Raw genomic sequence first — 19,897 nt, forward strand, 5'->3', positions numbered from 1 at the left:
TTCAAGCCGCGGCAGCACCAAATCCAACGCCAACCACAAACCCAATGATAAACATCAATAAAAGCAAATAGTAAATCCAACGTGCACCTTGCGGGTGCGCAAAATTCACCGTCCATCCATGAGAGGGATTCTTTTTTGGCACATAAGGTCGACTATCCCGTTTGCTGAAATAAATCGTACTCCAGTTATCCGGATTCTCCCATTCCGCTTGATCCACTTCGTTTTGCTGGCTTCTTTTACTCATTAACTTCACCATGAAGTTTTAATTCAATGTAGATGACGCAACAGTAAATTTCCAATTATAAAGATCAACCGACTTAACCTGTCATCACTCAAAACGAGCTATTTCAAGCGCCCTTAATTAAAAACCAGTTATCGAATAGCACCGTATTTTATATAATACTCGATGTGTTTTTTCACTTAAATGATTTGTATACCGCAATTTCATTTAAATAGACTAATTAGTCTTTGTAAGAGAGGTGCTGCTTTTCGTACCCATCAATGATCACCTTTAAAAGATGGGTTAGCACCCATCCTACCGTCCCTGAAGATTATTTCTTTTCTACGGCTTTAACATCGAAAAGTGAAAGGTTGGCTTCAATGATATGAGTCAACTCAGCATCAGTAAACCACTTACCTTGATTTGGAAAACATTTTACGGTTATTCGTTCATTCGATTCATCATCAAAACTCAGTTGCAGTGCATGCAAATAACACCGATCCGCTTCTGCTTGAACTTTTTTATCACCATAGCGAAAATCACCCCAAATCGGACAACCGTTACTTTTCATTGCAACGCGAATTTGGTGAGTTTTTCCAGTAAGTATTTTTACAATAGCCAGCCTCAAGCCTTCTTTATAACCCAAACTAAAAAACTGTGTTACAGCCGGGTTATTTTGGGTACGAGTCAGTTTCCAGTTGCCATTTCGAGAGGGTTCCATATCACCAATGATGGTGCCTTGTTTTTTCTTTGGTTTACCCTTAGTCAAAGCAATGTAAATTTTATCGGTGGTTTTGTGTTGAAACTGTTGCGATAGAAAAGACGCCGCTTTAGGATTTTTAGCCAGCAACAAACAACCGCTGGTAACTGTGTCGAGCCGATGCACCGGTGCCAAGTATTCGAGATTTAATTGTTCTTTTAACAGCGTAACGATACTTGGTGCACCGCCCTCTGAATGCATGCCAACACCGGCTGGTTTATTCGCTACCAGCCAGTTTTCGGTTTGTTGAATGATTGGAATGTTTATTTGCTCATCCAAAAGTTTGTATTCCAATCACACCGTATTGAAATAAGTAAAGTGTTACCACAACAAACACCATACTCGATAACAAGCAAAAATATTTGGCGAATGCATTGAGAGGCTTATTAAAGTATCGTACGCTTTGAATGAATCCAATAATGGCGCTCAACGCGAACATTATCGAGCAAAACCAGATAGCGATGGATACAAAACTTGGTTTACCCAATAAGTTCATCATGTCGACAATCTGCCCGATGATGAAAAAGACTAAAGTTCCAGCAAGTGATAGGCTGGCGCAAAACGGCCACAACCGAATTTGCATAGCTGCACCGGGTTCGATTTTTTTCGATAGTCGACGCACTAACCACACCCAAAACCACAGCAAATGCAACACAACCAAAGCAATAAACATCCAGGCGACTACCAAGTGTGTCCAATGATTGACCGAAGATATTTTTTGGTAATATTGATTTCCAATTTGCAAAGCATGCCCTTGATCATCTTCAAGTAAAACCAGTGTCGGTTTTGTTCTTTCCTCAAGTCGAAACAGGTTTTGCGAAACCGGAAAATAAGTTGTCAACTTGCCGTCATAAACACTTAATTCTTTGTCTGAAAAACTCAGTTTATGGACGTCGAAAACTTGTTCAATAAAACGAGCAAACTCCTGCCTTGGATTTACCGGCCGATAATAACCAGAGAAAGCACGATGCTGTTCGGTTATTTCGGCTTTTGAATCTGCTGGCTTAGGCACTGGTAGTCCGTAAGTTATATATTCACGGATCGCTTTGGAAATGGCTTTCATTCCCGCGCCACTGTCTGAGTTGATCATAAAAGCATAACCAATGCCTTCTTTCGGCAAATAAGCCAAAACAGCCAATCCTCCATTAATGCCGCCATTGTGCCCCTGAAAAATAAATTGATTATGAAACGAAGTATAATTGTTAAGGCCGTATCCTACGCGTAAACCCGCTTTTGCTGCCAATGAAGATGCCGGCGTTTCCATTCGTCGAATTGAAGCTTCAGACAAAACGCGCTCTCCATTCGCCTCACCCCGATTGATTAAAAAACGAACCAAACCCGCCATATCGCGTGCTGATGCATTTATGGATCCAGAGGGGCGCATCCCAATATGCCAATATTCAGACGGTTTTCCTTTCTCATATAATGTTGCCAATAACGAATCATCTTCTGGGTAGCGATAAGTGGCACTGGTCATTTCCAAAGGCGAGAAAAATTCTTCCGCGACATATTTCTCAAAATCCATGCCGGTTATTTTTTCAATAGCATAAGCAACAGCTGGAGGGCCGGCATTGGAGTACGACACGCGAGCACCGGGTTTCCATCGTGAATATCTTGAGTCAGGATGATAATCAAGCGCTTCTTTTAGTGTCAGGGGTTTGGGATCATTACTGGCGTATTCAGCCAAATGAATGTCATCCCAACCTGCCGTATGTTCAAGTAAATGCACCACACGCACGGGATCACTCTGCTGCCAGTCATTTGTAAACGCTACATCCGGTGCCAACTCCCGGTAAGGCATTTGTAAATCGAGTTTTCCCTGCTCAACCAGCTTCAAAGCAGACAAAGAAACAAACATTTTAGAAACCGAGCCGATGCGAAATAACGTTTCTGCTGAGGCTGGTTTGTCTTGCTCTTTATTAGCAACACCCAACCCGGTGACCCATCGATCGGTTTTCCTGTCGACAATGGCAAGACCAATACCTGGAATACTGTGATGTTCTAGCAAGTGTTCAATTTGCGCTTTTAACTCATCAATGCTTTTAGCAGGCTTACTCTCTTTTTTTTGTTCAGCCCAACTCATACAAGTCAGAAACGTCAGTAAGATATAAAGTGATGTATTTTTCATAGTTTCCTTATTGATATTATTGTGAAGTTTTGTGCATTATTAAGCGTCTGCTGTTCTATCCTATCTTCCTCGCAATAAAACGTGACATAGGCCGACCGTCTTCTAGTGTTTCTACTTCATCAAGCAATATGTCAAACTCGCTAAACGCGTTGGCAAGCTCTCCCGGTGCCAACAAATAGTTTGGGTTTCTTGGCGAACCGATTTTTTCAGATCCTTGCATAAAGGTTTGATAAGCGATCAATCCACCACATTGAATAAGCGATTTTATCAACGGTAGCAAAGGCCGATGCAAATAGCGGCAAATATTAATGGCGGAAAAGTCATTAGGCCAGGGTACAAGTTGTTCAAGCGTAAAGTTCTTTTCTAGGTCAACCTGCTTTAATTTCAATTCGGCTTGATGATAATCCGCGCTCAGTTGTGCACGTTGAAGTGCAGTTTCAGAATAGTCAACGCCATAAACCGACCAGCCTTGCATCGCTAAATAGATAGCATCGCGGCCAGAGCCACAAGCCAAGTCGAGAATGGTTGAGTTTTTAGGTAAATAGTTTATTAAAAATTGCTTTTCAAAAGTTTCGATAAAAGGGGCAGGCTGCCAATAAAATGCAGAAGATTTTCCCGACTGAAAATATTTTTTTGGTAATTCGTTAAGTTCAACCCAATGAAACTTTTGCGTAACCTTTAGTGCTCGTTCATGGAAAAAGTCGTCAGCAGCCGATACACAGTTTTGATCAACAATAATACTAAAGCCTTGTGTCTTTTTAGGCAGTTCCTGCATTCTTAAAAACAAATGTTGAGCCGGAATATTAACAGAACCTCTCACATGTCGTTGCTCGAACTGTTGTTGCGTTCGACAATCGAATAGTGGAAGACCCTGATCAACCCATGCCTGCAAGTTTGTCATTAACGATTCGCCTGCAACCGACCGTAAGTTAAACTTCGCCACAGCCACTCTAACGGCCCAAAGCGAAAATGTTTTAACCAAATATGAGAAAATACAATAACAACGCCCCATACCGAAATGGCAAAGAGCACTTGTTGATATCGCTCCAGATCTCCGTAAAGGTTAAAACCGAATCCGTAGATGATGTAAGTACAAATTAACGATTGCGCAATGTAGTTAGTAAAAGCCATTTGACCAACACGAGCAAACGCTCGCTTTACTAAACGGGTATCGACATTTTTCGCTAGCAACATCATCAAACTGCAGTAACCCATTGCCGCAATAATACTGCCCCAGTAGTTGTACTGCATGCCAAAAGCCATAGAGTACTTCCAGTTAAACTCAGCCGCTAAGTTGTTAACTACACCCCATGCGGTTAACGACATTCCCACAACAATAAATACTACGCCGAGCATCGAATAATGTTTCGTCAGCCATTCGCCATGAAAAAAGCGACTTTTATACAGCGCCATACCAATAAGGTTAAGTCCCAGTACTTTAGGCAAAAACATGAGTAACATAGGTTGCATTTCCGCTACTTGGCCAATACGAAATGCTAGAGCTTGTAACCAATTGCCTGTATAAGCAGAAATTTCAGCATTTAAAGCATCTTCACTCGGTTGCCAAAAAGGTAAGATATCTTTAGCGACATCTTCTGGCGGGATATAAGGAAAAACGAGGCCTTGAAGTAAGAAGATCAACCAAACTAACGCTATCAATCCCAACGCAGACCCTATCAGCGTTTTAACTTTGGCATCACGGAATAAATACGCCAAAGCACCACTCATTGCATACATGACCAGAATGTCACCCCACCAGATAAAATAAGCGTGGATCATACCAAACAAAAACAGCCACCCCATTCTTAAGTAGTGGCGTTTTCCACTGTGGCCTTCTTTCTGATCCGCACGCTCAGAAAATATAAAAATTCCAGCACCAAAAAGGATCGAAAAAATACTCATAAACTTTTGATCAAACAATAGGTGAGAAAAATACCAACTCCAATAATTGATTCCGGAAAAGTCACCATATACCGTTGGATTACCATATGCAGCAGCAGGCATTGAAAACGCCTGAATATTCATCATTAAAATACCCAATACCGCAATACCGCGAATAAAGTCGAGGGCTAACACTCTTTGTTGGTTTACGACTGGTAGGTTCATTTGATTCATAAAAAATCCACGAGTTAAAGCACATTCCTGGTTAAGTCACTGGCAAGCGTTAAATATTACGCCGTAATTCCTGCCACTCAGGGTCGGCCACATCCCCTTTTTCATTAATCGCCGGATAGCGCAATCCGTGTTTGTGACAAAATCGCATAATTTTAGGATGCAACCATTCAAACATCAGTCGTTCAAATGTTTCATCGGTAATTTTTCGCTCGCCGTACATATTTGCTTGCGTGCGTTGTCGTTGTGCTTCATATAAAATTAATGCCGTTGCGACAGAAACATTCAACGACTGCACCATTCCAAGCATAGGAATAATAATATGATGATCCGCCACGGCCGCAGCTTCGTCGCTCACCCCTTCCTTTTCCGCACCCACTAAAACACACGTCGGTTTCGTGTAGTCGATTTTACGAAAATCCACAGCCTGCTCTGTAAAGTGTGCCGCTAGTATCTGCATTCCCTTTGCTTTAACAACGTCGATTCCTTGCTGAAAGTTTTCATATCGGTGTGTTGTGACCCATCGGTCACTGCCCATCGTTGTGCCACGACAGCGCTTAATACTCCCTTCAGGATAAACGGCATGTACTTCACCAATGCCAACCGCGTCGCAACTGCGTACAATGGCCGCCAAATTATGCGGTTTATGCACTTGATCCATAAACACCGTCAAATCGGGTTGACGGTTATTTAACAACTCGGTAATTCTTGCAACGCGATTTTCTTTCATTTCTTGAAACTCGTAGCTCGGCACTCGTTACTGATTTACAACCATAACACCATCCATTTCAACATTTGCTCCTTTCGGTAGTTCTTTAACACCTATTGCGGCACGAGCGGGATAAGGCTCGGAAAAATATTGCGCCATAATTTCGTTAACCGTAGCAAAGCAAGAAAGATCGGTGAGAAATATATTCAATTTAACAATGTCATCCAGTGAGCCTCCGGCCGCCTCAGCCACTGCCGATAAATTTTTAAACACCTGATGAATTTGCGCTTCGATAGTCTCGTTAACCAGATTCATGGTTTGCGGGTCAAGTGGAATTTGCCCGGAAAAATAAACCGTATTACTGGATTGAATGGCTTGCGAATAAGTACCAATGGCAGCGGGTGCTTTACTTGTGGCAATTACTTTTTTACTCATGATAAATCCTGTTAGCTTATTTTCGATATTTTAATTCGATACTAGTGCGGAACACAGTAGCAGTCACGTTATGGCTTCGACAAACTCATCTAACGGAAGCGCTTACTGGCTGTGTTTTAAAGATCGTTATCTGTTTTTGTCACATTGTTAGCACTAGCAACTAGCAACTAGCAACTAGCAACTAGCAACTAGCAACTAGCAACTAGCAACTAAAATTATTTACTACGATAAATTTTATTCACAAACGCATACTTACGAACGCGACGAATGATGTTCGCCAGATGCAATCGATCGCGCACCGTCATGGTAAAGTTTAACGCATTGGTCACACCGTCTTGCGGATCAATATCAATATTCACAATATTGGCCTCGGCATCAGCTATAACACTGGTCACCTTCGCTAATACACCACGCTCGTTAAAGACCACAACACGCAACTCAACAATAAACTCGCCGCTGATATTTTCTTCCCACTGCACCGGCATGTACTTGTGGTCACCTTTTAAATGCTTAGCGACATTGTTACAGTCTGCGCGATGAATAATGATGCCCCGACCAGCACTGACAAAAGCAACAATCGGCTCATAAGGGATCGGATGACAACATTTGGCGTAACTCACCAGTAATCCTTCTGTACCACGAATGGCCAAAGGTTTTTGTTCGCTGCTTTCTTCACTTTCAGGGCCTTCTTTTTCAGGTTGCAATCGATGCGCAATCACAACACTGGCAAGACGCCCCAAACCAATTTCGGCAAGCACTTCGGTAAAATTTTTATGCTTGGTTTTATGCGCGACCTTATCTTTAATGTCATCGCTGAAGTCGTCCAAGGACTTATCTCCCAGCGCTTGTCGCAATAATCGTTCACCTAAGTTTATCGCTTCATCTTGACGTAAATGCTTTAAGAAATGACGAATATTGGCGCGTGCTTTTCCTGTTATCACAAAACTGAGCCAACTGGGATTGGGTTTAGCCCCCGGCGCAGTAATCACTTCCACAGTACTGCCATTAATTAATGGGGTCGATAATGGCATGATTTGACGATCAATTTTACAGGCAATACAACTGTTGCCGACATCCGTATGAATGGCATAAGCAAAGTCCACTGGCGTCGCGCCGTGAGGCAACACAACAATTGATCCATTAGGCGTAAAGACAAACACTTCATCAGGAAAAAGATCGATTTTTACGTTTTCAATAAACTCCATGGAATCGCCAGCGCGATTTTGCAGTTCCATTAAGTTTTTCATCCATTCGCGTGCTTTCACTTCTGCCGGGTTTGTATCATTGTTAGATTTATACAACCAATGCGCAGCCACACCATTTTCGGCCATTTGCTCCATGGCTTCGGTACGAATTTGAATTTCAATATGTAATCCATGTGGCCCTTTCAGTGTGGTGTGTAAACTTTGGTAACCGTTGGCTTTGGGAATGGCAATATAATCTTTAAATCGACCGGGAACAGGAATATAAAGGCTGTGTAAAATTCCTAAAATGCGATAACAAGTATCTTCCGAATCACAAATCACGCGAAAGCCATACACATCCATGACCTCGTTCAGCGAACTGCGCTTTTCTTTCATTTTGCGATAAATGCTGAACAGATCTTTTTCACGACCGATAACGCGTGCATGCAACACGTCGGCTTCTAACCGGTCCTGAATCGTTTCAATAATGGTATTAACGATTTCTTTACGGTTACCACGCGCTTTTTTAACCGATTCTTTTAGGACCCGATACCGCATCGGGTAACGGGCAGCAAATCCGAGATCTTCCAGTTCACCGCGGATCACATACATCCCTAAACGAAGTGCGATAGGCGCGTAAATTTCCAGAGTCTCATTGGCAATACGGCGACGTTTTTCTGGCTTTAATGAACCTAATGTGCGCATGTTGTGCAGACGATCAGCGAGTTTGATTAATATCACCCGAATGTCTTGCACCATTGCCATCATCATTTTGCGAAAGTTCTCCGCCTGAGCTTCGGCACGGGTACGAAATTTGATTTGCGTTAATTTACTAACGCCTTCGACTAAGTCGGCGACTTGTTCGCCAAATTTTTCCGCCAATTGCTCTTTGGAAACATTACAATCTTCGATCACATCGTGCAATAACGCCGCCATAATCGTTTGCGGGTCGAAATGGTATTCAGCCAGAATTCGTGCCACCGCAACCGGATGTGTAATATAAGGATCACCCGAGGATCGTAATTGCCCGGAGTGCGCATCGCGAGCGACGACATAAGCATCGGCAATTTGCTTGACTTGCTCGCTATCGAGGTAAGTTTCCAGCTGTTCTTTTAAACCGGCAAACAGATACAAGTTTTATTCTCCACCTGGTCTGTCGAAAAGGAATTAGTGGTTTGTAGTTCGAGAATAATTCAATAGATAAAAGAAAGCTACCGAACTGTTACAGCGCGGTAGCTCTGAGTTCCGAAAAAAGCGGGTTATTCTTCGGTGTATTCTTCTGCTTCTTCAACAATTTGGCCGAGGCGATCAACATTACCGCGATTGACCAGATTTTTTTCAATTTCACGTAAAGCCACAACGGTCGGCTTGTCGTTATCCCACTCAACCATAGGATCTTTGCCCTGAGTGGCAATTTGGCGTGCACGCTTGGCGGCAACCAAAACCAAATCGAAGCGATTGCCGATTTTATCGACGGCGTCTTGAACGGTAACTCGAGCCATTCAAATTCTCCAGTTTCAACTAAATAAGATTCGCAAATTGGGTGATAACCACGCCCTACACAAGACAGCACTACCTAAGTACTTACTAACCTTGAAAGACGGCCGCATATAATACCTTAAAATGGGCATTAAGCCAAAAGATTGTCGATTAATTGCCCATGCCGGCGCTGCTGTAATGGTGTGCGTTGTCGCTCGGCCAGTAAAATCGCTTTTAGCTCCTGTTTCGCGACATCAAAATCGTCATTGATCACCAAGTAATCGTACTCATGGTAATGTGACATTTCCGCCTTAGCGGCAGCCATGCGCTTAGCGATCACCTCGGCATCATCTTGGCCACGACCGTGAAGTCGCTCTTCCAAGGCGGTTTTAGACGGAGGCAAAATAAACACAGTGCGACAGTCGGGCACCAGCTTACGGATCTGACGAGCGCCTTGCCAATCAATTTCAAGGATCACATCGATCCCCTGATCCAGCTGCTGCTGAACCCAAGTTCGCGAAGTCCCATAATAATTGCCGAACACTTCGGCGTACTCCAAAAAAGATTGTTGCTCAATCATCTGTTTAAAGGCATCGACACTGACAAAATGATAATCGACACCATTTTGCTCACCCTCTCGCTGCTTGCGCGTGGTGTGCGATATCGAAATCATGACATTTTGAGTGTCTCGCAGTGTTGCCTTCAATAGGCTGGTTTTACCCGCACCACTGGGTGCCGAAACAATATAAAGTGTGCCTGAGTCGGTCATGGTGTCACTCAGTAAATCTCAATTTAAAGTTGGATTGCAAAAAGCATAGCAGCATCGTTGGTTAAGCACCAAGAAGACCGATACCGCGATGCATTAACGTCTATTCTATATTCTGGATCTGCTCACGCATCTGCTCGATAAAGACTTTAATCTCAACCGATGCTGTGGTTGTTTCGGCGCTGATCGACTTAGAGCCCAAAGTATTCGCCTCACGATTCAACTCTTGCATTAAAAAGTCGAGCCGTCGGCCTATCGTGCCACCTTTTTTTAGCAGTCGACTGACTTCCTGCAAGTGAGTTTGCAGACGGTCTAATTCTTCATCCACATCCACTTTTTGCGCCAGTAACACCATTTCCTGCTCCAGTCGATCCGGCTCCAGTTCGACTTTCACTTCTTCGAAACGATTTAGGATGCGTTCGCGTTGCCATTGAACGATTTGCGGCATACAAGCCCGAACTTTGGTCACTTGTTCTTCAATACCGTCTAATCGAGCTTGAATAATATCGACCAAGCTCGCACCCTCGCGTTGACGCATATCAATCAAAGCAGAAATGGCTTCATCGAAAGCGGCCATCAATTCTTTCTCAACTTTTGAGGTATCCAGCTCGGTAGTCTGGATCAGCCCAGGCCAACGCATCAATTCGGTAATCTCCAGCGCCTGTTCAGTACCCGCCGCCGACTGTAGCTGCTGATGAGCGGTAATAAGCTGTTGTGCTAACTTTTCATTGATGGAAATAGCATCTGCATCGGTAGGTGAGTACTCCACCCGTAAGCTGATATCCAATTTGCCGCGTTGTAATCGCTTACGCAACTTATCACGCAGAGCAAACTCCATACTCCGAAACGCCTCTGGCAAGCGAAAATTGGTTTCCAGAAAACGTTGGTTTACGGAGCGAATTTCCCAATGCGCATTGCCCCAATCCGCTTTTATTGGCTGGCGTGCAAACGCCGTCATACTAAAAATCATGAATTAAACCATCTACTTATCAGAACAAGCATTGTAGCTGAGATGTTGACTGACTTCATCCATTGCCCCTGACATCAGGCGCTTGCTTGCTTTATAATCGGAAAATATCCGTTTCAACTTACACAATTTTCACCCGGAGATCACCATGCGCCCCAGCGGAAGAACCCCCAATCAACTGCGTCCTGTTACCATCACCCGTAATTTTACCAAACATGCCGAAGGTTCCGTTCTCATTGAAATGGGAGAAACTCGAGTGTTATGTAATGCGTCTGTCGTTGAAGGCGTTCCGCGATTTTTAAAGGGTAAAGATCAAGGTTGGCTCACGGCTGAATACGGCATGCTGCCTCGCTCAACCCATACGCGCAGCGATCGTGAAGCCGCTCGGGGCAAACAAACAGGCCGAACCCAAGAAATCCAACGACTCATTGGCCGCGCCCTTCGCGCAGCAGTGGACTTAAAACAATTGGGCGAACATACCATTTACCTCGACTGCGATGTGTTGCAAGCCGATGGTGGAACACGCACAGCGGCTATCACTGGCGCCTGCGTTGCGTTAGTGGATGCAATTAACTGGTTACGCAAGAACAACAAAGTGAAAGTAAACCCTCTAAAACATATGATTGCCGCCATTTCAGTAGGTGTTTATCAAGGTGTTCCGGTACTGGATCTTGATTATAAAGAAGACAGCGCCGCCGAAACCGATATGAACATCATTATGGATGAAAACGGCGGCTTCATTGAAGTGCAAGGTACCGCGGAAGGCGAAGCCTTTTCTTATGACGATTTACAAGCCATGTTGGAGCATGGGAAAAACGGCATTCGTGAATTGATTGAAGAACAGAAGCGGGCTTTAAATCAGTAACTTTAAAATATCTACAGGCTGATTAATGTTGAAAACTTAATATCCGAACCAGTGTTTTCTATTCGTTAAGAAAACTTGGGAAAAAATGTGGGTAAGATAGAGTTAACCGAATCTTACCCACTTATAAAACAATCTATTAAATTTTACATCCCATGCTTGACTGTTTACAAATCAATAACCATTTTGATAAACCTTCCGATTCACCAGACAAGATTGCTTTCTTATAATAAGTTGCAGCTTTATCAATATTTTTATCAACTTCCGTCCCTAGCTCAAAAGCTTCAGCTACTTTTAACATCGATATCGAATGTCCAAGATCTGCAGCTTGTTGAAAGTAATCTAGCGCAACCTTAATACTTACCTCTACTCCCCAACCGTTTTCAAATATTCGCCCCAAATTGTAAAGTCCATACTCGCTTTTATTTTTCGCGGCAACTTCGAACCATCGACGGGCTTCTTCAAAATTGGCATCATCAATAATTCCCTCTAAATAATAGAGCCCTATCGTATTTTGCGCGCTAGAGTCACCTTTTTCCGCAGCTTGTTGGTAATAATCAAATGCCTTTCTTTTATCAACAGCTGTTCCACGACCATAAAAATACAGTTGCCCCAAATTAAAATACGCTTTTGCAACGCCTTCATCTGCAGCAAGTTGATAAAAATGCATAGCCTGATCATAGTTCAACTCGACACCATAACCATATTCATACATATAGCCTAAATTAACAATACAGTCAGTATTTCCCGATCGCCCACACAATAAATACCAAAGAAAAGCATTGCTATGGTTTGCTTCAACTCCCTTACCATTTGTTAGTAACACTCCCAAACGAAACTGTGCTTCAAGATGACCATTTTCAGCAGCTTTTTTGTACATTAGGTATGCATTATTTAAATCAACCTCTTGATCATACATACCAACTTCATAAACAAGGCCCAACCGATAATGAGCAGCTGGTAAATTAAATGCTGCCGCTTTATTTAACCAAATCATCACTTCTTCATTACTTAAAAACTCATCGAAATACTTAGCAAGTGAATATTGAGCAAGAGGATAATTATTGTCTGCAGCCTTTGATATTTTTTCCAAAGCTTGATTTATAACTATTTCCATCTGTTTATTATCTAATTCTTCAGGATTTTTATTCGCTTGATAAACAACCTTAAAGCCTTGTAGAAAATCCGCTTCTGGATAATCCTGCTTTAATGACTCATTTAAATAATATTGTGCTTTTTCATCGTTTTTCGGTGCGAGCTTTCCTTTGCTAAACCAACCATACATAATAAATGCTGCATTTCCAGGCTCTAGCTTTTGTTCTGCACTATCATACAGTTGCTTAGCAAGTATTGGGTCTTTATCGATTCCAATACCCTCATATAATATATAAGCCAACAAAAGCTTAGCAACTTCATATCCACCCTCAGCTGCGGAAACGAGCAGTTGAGAACATTCACTGAACGAGAACTTTTCGCTTCTTTTTTGCAAGCACAATTGACCAAGTTTAAAGTTAGCCCTTATCGACCCCATCGCAATGGCCTTTAAGTAAGCTTCTTCAGCTTCTTTATATTTTTCTTGATACTCTAATACTTCGCCAACAGCAAGTTGAGCTGCATAATCTATATCTTTTAATGGAGTAATAATATTGGTATAGATTAGATCTGAAATACCTGCAAATGGATAGTTAACTTCTAAATAACTATGGAAAAACTGATTAGTATCAAAATATATAATTTTATTTTTTTTGCTATCAACTTCCTCTACTAAATATGCTCGATATACAAATGAACGATTATTCTTAAAAACTAGATAACTATCTAAAATATTATAGCCAGCTATCGTTAACAAGTCGCCCGCATCCCCCCAAGTCGGCACACGATATCCATCGTAACTAAATTTACCACTATTACTGGACAAAATACCCGTCAACAAAAATTGCAGTGCATTCTCGTGCTGACTCTTCAATGCTTCGTTACCAACCGACTCATAACACTCGATTGCAGCCATATGTGTCTTTAATGCATAAATATTGGTGTCAAATACAGAACTCCAATTAACCTCACTACAAAGTGTATTACCGAGAGCAATCTTATCTTGAACGGACTGAAACCACTCATATTCTTTACTTGTATTAAATACTTGTGAAGATTCGAGATAAGTGTGCCAAAACTCTTGATAATCTACGCTTTGAGCGTTAATTTTCACTTGCTTCGAAAGCTGACTTAATTTTTCATCATTAAGAGCAACTGGAGAAAGCGGTTTAATAGAGCATCCAGAAAGACAAATTACAACAATAAAAAAAAGTACTCTCATTTAAAATCCACTATTTGCTGATTAAAGATTTAATTAAACTTTTCATGCGACGGTTTGACTCCTCACCTTCTCCAGGTTTTGGTTTAGCCCAAAACGAGTAAAACATAAACTTATCAACCTCATCTATTTGTTCCAGGTATTTCGATACTTCACTTGCCTCTACATGATCGGTTAATGATTTAAATTGATAACGCACATCAAAATAACTATCTTTCTTCGTAACTGTTCGCTTAAACTCAAACCATGGTGTTACCAAAGAATGCTCAGTATTATTATCATGCCATAAGACTTCACCAGATACATCTATGAGAGTTGTATGCGAAACATCAACAGGATGATGAACGGCAAGAGGAGTCGTGCGATTAACTTTTTCTGGCTTATATAAATATTCAGAAAAAACCGGCGCAATAATTTTGAATATATCCTTACCAGAAACCTGTTCAGAAATTTCGTTGATTTGATAATACTCTTTAACCGTGAACAGATTATTCTTCTTTTCATCGTTTACCTGAAATGACTCAATCGACTTTATATCTGAATAATACCTCGAATAAAAATTAATAAAGTTTGAACTGATATTTTTCGGAGTCATGGAACTAAAGTATCTACGCATTTGCTCCGCTTTCAGTCCACTATATTGAGTTTCTACATTCAGCTTAGCTACTCGTTTACCAACATCGATCGTATAATATTCAACTGACTCAACTCTTAATTTTTTGGTATTTTCATCTGCAGGATGTATAGACTTTAATTTCATCTCACCGGACTTCAAGAGTAACGCATGCTTGTAATCGTAAAAACCTCGATGCATCAACCCTCCTTTTTGTAAATTAACCGTTCCATCAATCCAATATTCTTTATCTTCAAGCTTAAAGTAGGCAATAACATGATCAAAGGACAAAGGTGAGGGTAGATCATCAACAATAGACTTTCCTCGAGTAGACGAGACAAGAGCAGGATAAGCTTTTACCCCCAACTCATTTAGCATAGCTATGATCAATACCGTTTTATCTTTACAATCACCATAACGTTGATCCAAAATCTGACGCGGTGGCCGAGGTCGATGCGAATTGACACCAAACTCAATACCAAAATATCGGATATCATCTTGAACAAAGTTTATCGAGTTCTCAATAGCTTGGAGTAAACCATGTTGATTTTTCCATTGTTGGATCTGTTGTTTCAACTCCTCAGGCAATGTGTAATCTAGTTTATAAAGCGAACGTGCCCAATTATTAACTTCCAACCATGAGTCAATAGCAGAGTACTGAACGACATTATATGGTTCAAACCAGTAAGGATACTGAGTTTCGGAAGGACCCGCAGCTACGTCTAGTAACTGAAGCGAATAGCGAAGTCCTCCATTTACACTTTCCTTGTTAAATGTATATTGCTTATTTATGTACTTAAAAAACAGCGGTTCTTTAGTTAGAATATCAATTGAAATTTGAGCGACAGGAACACTCCAGTTTAAATAAAACGTTCCGAAATCGTGACGATCAAAAACCGGATTATGGCCAATTACGGAGTAGCGGAGGTGAATTAAATCATTAGGGCGCACATCTTCCAAAATAAACATTGCAACCCACTTTTCATTATAAATTTTACTATCTAATTCTGTTTCACTTTGAAATAGCTTGAACTTGTCCAGCTGTAGCTTCTCAAACCTTTTGTTGTTACGGACAATACTAATCTCATGAAAAACAATTTTCTCATATGCGGGATAGAAGTTAATTTTTATCTCCGAAGCTTCTTTTAACCCTTGACTATTGAGAGGTTCTTGAATTAATTGATAATAGAGAGCTTTCTCCTGTTTCAAATGATTAACTTGTAAGTTACTTAAGTGATAAGCAACCGCTCCCGTCCGATCAGCATTAGCAATTAACTTAACCTCTTTCACCCACTCTGGAGAAGGTTGAATTTCGACTTTTGGACTAGAGGCATGAACTTTGACGAAAAGAACCAATAAAAAGAAAAATATCCCCTTAATACGACTCATATACTGCTCCATAACGACCCATTTATTTCTACTACCCGCCTACGAAAAGCAAATGTTTACGTAAGGCTCATTTTGCAGGCCGCGATGATATCAAACTTTTTGTAATTTGACTGCTTTTTGTTCAACTTTTAATAAACTACAGCCTATCAAAGATATAGTTATGAACAGACTCTTATAACTTTTCGTGATAACTTTACGTAAAATCCTCTTTAATTGAGCTCAAAGATATCCAACCATCAATTAATACACTAATGAAGCCTCACCTTTTCTTTTCCGCAACGTTCGCAACGATAAATAGATACCAACTTACCTTGCTTTACATCGAATTGTTTCGCTTGACATACTTTCCACTTATGAAACCCATTGTCGCATAGTGTTTTGCTTTTTTGGCGCTGTTGCTTTTTCGCTTTACGCCGCGCATTCGTTAAGGGAATGATGTCAGCCATTGCAGTCCTGTGCTCCTCTTTCTAACCGCGCTTTGACAATTGTTTATTCGTTAATCGCGTCGCCGCTGATGATGATGGGTCTTCAGGCCAGGGATGTTTCGGGTATCGCCCTTTCATTTCTTTACGCACTTGTGGGTAACCGTTTTTCCAAAAGCTCGCAAGATCTTCAGTGATTTGTAAAGGATGCCGTGCAGGAGATAACAAATGAACCGTGAGTGAAAGTCGACCATTGGCTACTGATGGCGTCTCTCTAATCCCAAACATTTCTTGCAATTTAACCGCCAGAACCGGTTTCGGCTCCGCCAAGTAATTAATGGCTATTTTAGAACCCGATGCCACCTGAAATCGTTGTGGCATCAATTGATCCAGCACTTGCTGTTGATCCCAGGTTAATAAACTGTAAAGTGCATCACGTAAAACCTGCTCGGTAATTGTATTCAAGTCACCGCGCTGATCGAGAAAAGGCAATAACCATTGCTCCAATAAGTCTAGAAGCGATGCATCAGTAACCGATGGCAGTTGTTCACGAAACTCTTCCAGCTGCCGTAAATATTCGACTCGTGCTTGCCATTGTTTCAGTTCATTATTCCAAGGTAATAAAGACAAACCTTGCGCGCGTACAATTTGTAAAATGCCTGCTTTTAGTACTTCAGGCTCCGGATTGATAATTGGCGTTGTTTTTAAAACTAAAGCATCGAAAGTGGTTTGCTCAAAATACTGCAATTTTTTGCGTTCTTCATCCCAATGCGAAATCACTTTCTGCTCCATTTGATTAGCAAACAGTTCTTCAATCGAGGTTTTGTCGATGGGTGCCGCCAGGTGTATTTGCGCGTTTGACTCTTTCATTGATGAGCGCGCCACCACAATATATTCGTGCTGCCAATGGCAACTATTGGGCAACTCTGCTCCGCGGCCATTGGCAAGTCGATAACCGCGCCCACGACGTTGCGCAAGTCGATCGGGAAAAGCAAGCGCCAATAACCATCCGCATTCTTTATTCGAGTGAACATGATGATCAACCCGATCACGTTCGGCTAACTTGTTAGAGAGCCGATTAGCCTGTAACAATATTCGCCCGATGACGCCTTTGGCCGCCCCCTGTTTATGAGCCTGTTGCAGTTCCAGCAGTCGAAATTCGATATCAGGATCTTGTCGTAAATCATCAGCAACAAAATCTCTTTCTTCCAATAAGGCGGCTAATAAACAGGCGTTGTCACTTAAACCCAATTGCGCCCCCAGGATCATCATGTGTGCTAAGCGGGGATGCACTCCTAAACCCAACACATTGCGCCCGTGTTCGGTAATGGCCAGGCTCGAATCTAAAGCTTCGAGCCGCTGCAACAGTTGTTGTGCTTGACGAAAAGTCGAAGCTTTCGGCGGATCCAAGAAAGCCATCGCTTCCGTGTCTTTTACGCCCCATTGGGCCAGCTCTAAAACCAGTGGCGCGAGATCGGAGCGCACTATCTCGGGCGCCATCTGCGATGCCAACTGCTCGCCCGCAGGCCACAATCGATAACAATAACCTGCACTCAATCGACCGGCTCGACCGGCACGTTGTTCGGCAGACGCTTGTGAAATGCGACGAGTGCGTAGCCGATCGAACCCACACCCTGGATCAAACTCACTTTGCCGAACCAGTCCACTGTCGATAACGGCTTCTACTCCGTCGATGGTAAGACTGGTCTCTGCAATATTAGTCGCGAGAATAATGCGCCGCTTTCCTGCAACCGGAAACAGTACCTGTTTCTGTTGCGACAAGGGTAAATCGCCATAAAGGGCGAGTGGTAGTAGCTGATCATTATCGAGCTTCTGCACGATACGTTCTGCTCGACGAATTTCTGCAAGGCCAGGCAAAAACACCAAAATATCTTTTTCAACTTGCTTTAACGCTTTTTGAATCGCGATTTCAAAAACATCTTGCCAATTGCCGTATGCTGGTGGAGCCAAATGTTCAACAGTAACGGGAAACACACGGCCTGGACAATCAACAACAGGCGCATCATTGAACAGACAACTTAACGCGTCAGCATCGAGCGTTGCCGACATGATCAAAAGCTTTAAATCATCACGCAGTGCCGTTTGCACTTCTCTCGCAAGCGCCAATCCCAGGTCGGCATGCAAGCTTCGCTCATGAAACTCGTCAAACACAATGACCGCTACGTCGTTTAATTCCGGATCCGACTGAATCATGCGGGTTAAAATGCCTTCGGTTACCACTTCGACTCGTGTCGCTTGGCTCACTTTAACGTCGTTGCGGATTCGATAACCTATGGTGTGCCCAACAGGCTCACCCAACAGCTCCGCCATCCGATAGGCCGCTGTTTTTGCAGCCAGTCGGCGTGGCTCTAGTACGATAATTCGGCCTTGCTTTCCAAATTTTTCGAGTAGACTTAACGGAACCAACGTGGTTTTACCAGCTCCCGGAGCAGCTTGTAAAATAACACAAGGATGATCGAACAAATGCTGTTGCAACTCGGGTAATGAGGCAACTACCGGTAATCTGGTTTGTTCGAATTGTTTTGACAGTGCGTTAAGAATCATAAAAAAGGACTGCAACAAGGATGAGCGTCATTATAACTTGGCATGGAAGCGATTAATATTTTGTAACACCCTTTTGTTCAAACCATTTTTGCAAGCGCAACGTCTAGAGATTAAAACTCAATACGACAATGGAGCTTTTATGAGCCAGACAAAACCTTTTATGATTGCTGCTTTTACTTCTTTGCTTGCTCTTTCAGTGCATGCTGATGTTCGGGATGAAATCAACAAAGCCTATTCATTCGACTCTAAAGGCAGAATTTCGCTCTCTAATATAAATGGCAAAGTCGACGTAATGGGTTGTGATTGCAATGAAGTCACTATTAAAGCTGAAATCATTGCCTCCGATCAGGAAACGCGCGATCGTATTAAAGTGGAAATTGATGCCAGTGACGATCATCTTGATATCGTGACTCGTTACGATAAGAAAAGGAGTCGAGGACATGATGGTCGCTACTCGAAAGTTAATTACACATTAACGGTACCTACTACCGTCAGCTTAGATGAGATGAAGTTGGTTAATGGCGATTTAACCATTAAAAAGGTAACCGGTAAGCTGGAAGCCGAATTGGTTAATGGCCGGCTTACCACCGACGGTTTAGCCTCTAATGTTGATGTGAGCAGTGTCAATGGTTCTATTGAAATCAACATGCAGGACACCCGTGCCGTAAGCGACATCCACTTGAAGTCAGTGAACGGTGCCATTCACTTGTATTTACCTGAAGAAATCGACGCTTCTTTTCACGCCAAAACCGTGAATGGAAAAATCAGCAATGCTTTCGGTCTGGAAGTATCGAAACACAAGTATGTCGGCAGCTCGATGAGTGGTCAATTGGGTAGTGGTCGTATCGACGTTGATTTAGAAACGGTGAATGGCCGTATTGCAGTAGAAAGACGTTAAAGCACCGTATTTCGAAGGCACAGGGGCGTAAGTGAAAGCTTTCGCCCTATCTGTTAATTCTGGCTCTTATTTCATCT

At 42.3% G+C, this 19,897-nt stretch carries 17 protein-coding genes; 2 read left to right on the plus strand and 15 right to left on the minus strand.

Annotated elements, in window-relative coordinates; genetic code table 11:
- Position 1: 1 nt before the first annotated feature.
- The 11 genes from ACTUJY_RS10085 to ACTUJY_RS10135 form a co-directional block, all read right to left on the minus strand.
- Positions 2-244, minus strand: a complete 243-nt coding sequence (locus ACTUJY_RS10085; RefSeq protein WP_463615963.1) for a hypothetical protein — start codon at positions 242-244, stop codon at positions 2-4.
- A gap of 307 nt (positions 245-551) precedes the next feature.
- The gene (locus ACTUJY_RS10090; RefSeq protein WP_463615964.1) at positions 552-1,274 is read right to left on the minus strand and encodes a pseudouridine synthase; all 723 of its coding nucleotides are present in this window, start codon (positions 1,272-1,274) and stop codon (positions 552-554) included.
- A complete protein-coding gene (locus ACTUJY_RS10095) occupies positions 1,252-3,108 on the minus strand; it encodes a serine hydrolase domain-containing protein (protein ID WP_463615965.1) in 1,857 nt (618 codons plus the stop codon). The genes ACTUJY_RS10090 and ACTUJY_RS10095 overlap by 23 nt, the downstream gene beginning before the upstream one ends.
- A gap of 55 nt (positions 3,109-3,163) precedes the next feature.
- Positions 3,164-4,009, minus strand: a complete 846-nt coding sequence (locus ACTUJY_RS10100; protein WP_463615966.1) for a methyltransferase domain-containing protein — start codon at positions 4,007-4,009, stop codon at positions 3,164-3,166.
- Positions 4,009-5,223 carry a DUF418 domain-containing protein gene (locus ACTUJY_RS10105; protein ID WP_463615967.1) on the minus strand — a complete coding sequence of 405 codons (1,215 nt, stop codon included), beginning with the start codon at positions 5,221-5,223 and terminating at the stop codon, positions 4,009-4,011. The genes ACTUJY_RS10100 and ACTUJY_RS10105 overlap by 1 nt, the downstream gene beginning before the upstream one ends.
- Positions 5,224-5,272: 49 nt before the next feature.
- A complete protein-coding gene (trmH, locus tag ACTUJY_RS10110; protein WP_463615968.1) occupies positions 5,273-5,950 on the minus strand; it encodes a tRNA (guanosine(18)-2'-O)-methyltransferase TrmH in 678 nt (225 codons plus the stop codon).
- A 27-nt stretch (positions 5,951-5,977) separates the two neighbouring features.
- The gene (locus tag ACTUJY_RS10115; protein WP_463615969.1) at positions 5,978-6,364 is read right to left on the minus strand and encodes a RidA family protein; all 387 of its coding nucleotides are present in this window, start codon (positions 6,362-6,364) and stop codon (positions 5,978-5,980) included.
- A 215-nt stretch (positions 6,365-6,579) separates the two neighbouring features.
- On the minus strand, positions 6,580-8,682 hold the full coding sequence (spoT, locus tag ACTUJY_RS10120; RefSeq protein ID WP_463615970.1) for a bifunctional GTP diphosphokinase/guanosine-3',5'-bis pyrophosphate 3'-pyrophosphohydrolase: 2,103 nt from the start codon (positions 8,680-8,682) through the stop codon (positions 6,580-6,582).
- Positions 8,683-8,807: 125 nt separating this feature from the next.
- Positions 8,808-9,050: a DNA-directed RNA polymerase subunit omega gene (rpoZ, locus tag ACTUJY_RS10125; protein ID WP_463615971.1), complete on the minus strand. Its 243-nt coding sequence runs from the start codon at positions 9,048-9,050 to the stop codon at positions 8,808-8,810.
- Between the two features lie 128 nt (positions 9,051-9,178).
- Positions 9,179-9,796, minus strand: a complete 618-nt coding sequence (gene gmk / locus ACTUJY_RS10130; RefSeq protein ID WP_463615972.1) for a guanylate kinase — start codon at positions 9,794-9,796, stop codon at positions 9,179-9,181.
- Positions 9,797-9,896: 100 nt separating this feature from the next.
- Complete coding sequence (locus tag ACTUJY_RS10135) at positions 9,897-10,751, minus strand: YicC/YloC family endoribonuclease (protein WP_463615973.1); 855 nt, start codon at positions 10,749-10,751, stop codon at positions 9,897-9,899.
- A gap of 157 nt (positions 10,752-10,908) precedes the next feature.
- Between ACTUJY_RS10135 and rph the strand changes: the two genes are divergently transcribed.
- Positions 10,909-11,625 carry a ribonuclease PH gene (rph, locus tag ACTUJY_RS10140; RefSeq protein WP_463615974.1) on the plus strand — a complete coding sequence of 239 codons (717 nt, stop codon included), beginning with the start codon at positions 10,909-10,911 and terminating at the stop codon, positions 11,623-11,625.
- Between the two features lie 136 nt (positions 11,626-11,761).
- On the opposite strand, the gene ACTUJY_RS10145 is transcribed toward rph, so the two are convergent.
- The 4 genes from ACTUJY_RS10145 to hrpB form a co-directional block, all read right to left on the minus strand.
- Positions 11,762-13,936 carry a tetratricopeptide repeat protein gene (locus ACTUJY_RS10145; protein ID WP_463615975.1) on the minus strand — a complete coding sequence of 725 codons (2,175 nt, stop codon included), beginning with the start codon at positions 13,934-13,936 and terminating at the stop codon, positions 11,762-11,764.
- 10 nt (positions 13,937-13,946) lie between these two features.
- Positions 13,947-15,935: a DUF3857 domain-containing transglutaminase family protein gene (locus ACTUJY_RS10150; protein WP_463615976.1), complete on the minus strand. Its 1,989-nt coding sequence runs from the start codon at positions 15,933-15,935 to the stop codon at positions 13,947-13,949.
- Positions 15,936-16,183: 248 nt separating this feature from the next.
- On the minus strand, positions 16,184-16,381 hold the full coding sequence (locus ACTUJY_RS10155; RefSeq protein WP_463615977.1) for a hypothetical protein: 198 nt from the start codon (positions 16,379-16,381) through the stop codon (positions 16,184-16,186).
- A 21-nt stretch (positions 16,382-16,402) separates the two neighbouring features.
- Entirely contained in the window at positions 16,403-18,922 is a 2,520-nt protein-coding gene (gene hrpB, locus ACTUJY_RS10160; RefSeq protein ID WP_463615978.1) for an ATP-dependent helicase HrpB, read from the minus strand.
- 139 nt (positions 18,923-19,061) lie between these two features.
- Here hrpB and ACTUJY_RS10165 point away from each other — a divergent pair, with 139 nt between their 5' ends.
- Positions 19,062-19,820: a DUF4097 family beta strand repeat-containing protein gene (locus ACTUJY_RS10165; RefSeq protein WP_463615979.1), complete on the plus strand. Its 759-nt coding sequence runs from the start codon at positions 19,062-19,064 to the stop codon at positions 19,818-19,820.
- Positions 19,821-19,897 lie beyond the last annotated feature (77 nt).

The sequence above is a fragment of the Pleionea sp. WD8-19 genome (genome assembly GCF_055326765.1).

Bases quoted from the DNA above. Each gene is read 5' to 3' on its own strand.
- ACTUJY_RS10085 (WP_463615963.1), bottom strand. From the start codon at position 244: ATGAGTAAAAGAAGCCAGCAAAACGAAGTGGATCAAGCGGAATGGGAG.
- ACTUJY_RS10095 (WP_463615965.1), bottom strand. From the start codon at position 3,108: ATGAAAAATACATCACTTTATATCTTACTGACGTTTCTGACTTGTATG.
- ACTUJY_RS10100 (WP_463615966.1), bottom strand. From the start codon at position 4,009: ATGACAAACTTGCAGGCATGGGTTGATCAGGGTCTTCCACTATTCGAT.
- ACTUJY_RS10105 (WP_463615967.1), bottom strand. From the start codon at position 5,223: ATGAATCAAATGAACCTACCAGTCGTAAACCAACAAAGAGTGTTAGCC.
- trmH (WP_463615968.1), bottom strand. From the start codon at position 5,950: ATGAAAGAAAATCGCGTTGCAAGAATTACCGAGTTGTTAAATAACCGT.
- ACTUJY_RS10115 (WP_463615969.1), bottom strand. From the start codon at position 6,364: ATGAGTAAAAAAGTAATTGCCACAAGTAAAGCACCCGCTGCCATTGGT.
- rpoZ (WP_463615971.1), bottom strand. From the start codon at position 9,050: ATGGCTCGAGTTACCGTTCAAGACGCCGTCGATAAAATCGGCAATCGC.
- gmk (WP_463615972.1), bottom strand. From the start codon at position 9,796: ATGACCGACTCAGGCACACTTTATATTGTTTCGGCACCCAGTGGTGCG.
- ACTUJY_RS10135 (WP_463615973.1), bottom strand. From the start codon at position 10,751: ATGACGGCGTTTGCACGCCAGCCAATAAAAGCGGATTGGGGCAATGCG.
- rph (WP_463615974.1), top strand. From the start codon at position 10,909: ATGCGCCCCAGCGGAAGAACCCCCAATCAACTGCGTCCTGTTACCATC.
- ACTUJY_RS10145 (WP_463615975.1), bottom strand. From the start codon at position 13,936: ATGAGAGTACTTTTTTTTATTGTTGTAATTTGTCTTTCTGGATGCTCT.
- ACTUJY_RS10150 (WP_463615976.1), bottom strand. From the start codon at position 15,935: ATGAGTCGTATTAAGGGGATATTTTTCTTTTTATTGGTTCTTTTCGTC.
- ACTUJY_RS10155 (WP_463615977.1), bottom strand. From the start codon at position 16,381: ATGGCTGACATCATTCCCTTAACGAATGCGCGGCGTAAAGCGAAAAAG.
- hrpB (WP_463615978.1), bottom strand. From the start codon at position 18,922: ATGATTCTTAACGCACTGTCAAAACAATTCGAACAAACCAGATTACCG.
- ACTUJY_RS10165 (WP_463615979.1), top strand. From the start codon at position 19,062: ATGAGCCAGACAAAACCTTTTATGATTGCTGCTTTTACTTCTTTGCTT.